The 1,515-nt window shown below is 65.7% G+C and carries 1 protein-coding gene; it reads left to right on the top strand.

Features of this window, described 5'->3' with window-relative positions; genetic code table 11:
• Positions 1–196 precede the first annotated feature (196 nt).
• Positions 197–1,486 (top strand): IS4 family transposase, encoded by a 1,290-nt coding sequence (locus MESS4_RS11920; protein WP_036241110.1) that lies wholly within the window; start codon positions 197–199, stop codon positions 1,484–1,486.
• The last annotated feature ends 29 nt before the right edge of the window (positions 1,487–1,515 follow it).

The raw sequence follows: 1,515 nt of genomic DNA, 5'->3' as shown, positions 1-1,515 counted from the left end.
CTAGCGTGCGCACACATCTGCTTCGGCGGGGTGTCAAGGGGAGTTTTGGTCGGGTAGCAGGTTTGGCTTGCGGGGTTGGAATCCTATGTGATTCTGTAGCTGCCATTGTTGATTCGGGAGGTTCGACGATGGCTTTGCTGCTTGGATACTTCGGCGACCTGCGCCTGCAAAAAAGGGGAGCATGGTGCTGGAGCGCATGTGCACGCGCGTTAGCGCGGGCCTGCGCAGGCTGGCCGATACGCGCGCGGAACAAGTTGCGTTCACGCGGCTGTTTCGCAATCCCCAGGTGACGGTGCAGGAGATCGTGCGCACGGCGGCGGCGCGAACGGGCGCGGCGGCGGCCGGCCGCCATGTGCTGATCATCGAGGATAGCAGCGAGATCAACTATGAGGCCAAGGCCTCGCGCAAGCGCGGCCTTGGCCGTGTCGGCAACGGCAAGGATGTCGGGCTGTTCGTCCACCCGGCGCTGGCCGTGGATGCCGCCGACGGCTCAGTGCTGGGGCTTGCGGCTGCCACGATCTGGCGGCGCCGGAGGCAGAAGGCGCACGACTACCAAGCCCTGCCGATCGAATCCAAGGAAAGCTACAAATGGATCGCCACCGCCAAGGCGGCCCGCCAGGCGCTGACCGACACGCCGCTGGCTACCGTGATCGGCGACCGCGAGGCCGACATCTACGAAGTGCTGGCAAGGCTGCCTGACGAGCGCACGCATGTGCTCATCCGCGCCGTGCGCGACCGGGCTCTGGGTGATGAGGGCGGCCGTCTGTTCGGCGAGATCGCCAAAACGCCGGAAGCCGGCCGGATCGCCTTCGAGTTGCAGGCGCGTCCCGGCCGACCGGCGCGCGAGGTGCAACTGGCCGTTCGCTTCGCCGAGGTCGCCTTGCGCCAGCCGCCCCTTGGCGCCGACCGCCGCGATCCGCGCGAGACCACGCTCAACATCGTCGAAGTGCGCGAGATCGATCCGCCTTCGCCCAAGGAAGCAGTGATCTGGCGGCTGTTGACCACTCACACGGTCAAAACGCTCGCCGACGCTTGCCGCATGGTCGATCTCTACCGGTTGCGCTGGACCGTCGAACAGCTGTTCCGAACCGTGAAGTCGCAGGCCATCGATCTGGAGGAAAGCCTGCTTGCCGATGGTGAGGCACTCGAACGGCTGGCCGCGACCGCGCTGATCGTCGCCACCAAGGTCATGCAACTCGTGCACGGGCGCGGCGCCGCCGGCCGGGCCTTCAAGGCTGCACGCCTCTTCAGCCCCACCGAGATCACCGTGCTGGAGGCGCTGATTGCCAGGCTCGAAGGCAAGACCCAAAAGCAGAAGAACCCGCATCCCCAACACACGCTCGCCTGGGCCGCTTGGTGCATCGCCCGGCTGGGAGGCTGGAACGGCTACGCCAAAGAGCGGCCGCCAGGTCCCGTCACCTTCTCCAATGGCCTAAAACGATTCCACGCCATCGCCGAGGGCTTCGCTCTTGCAAATCCAAACTAATCCCCGCCAAATCAAATGTGTGCGCACGC

The organism is Mesorhizobium sp. STM 4661, from assembly GCF_000359125.1.
Classification (GTDB): domain Bacteria; phylum Pseudomonadota; class Alphaproteobacteria; order Rhizobiales; family Rhizobiaceae; genus Mesorhizobium.
This window is presented reverse-complemented; position numbering and strand designations above follow the sequence as displayed.

Bases quoted from the DNA above. Each gene is read 5' to 3' on its own strand.
- MESS4_RS11920 (WP_036241110.1), top strand. From the start codon at position 197: ATGTGCACGCGCGTTAGCGCGGGCCTGCGCAGGCTGGCCGATACGCGC.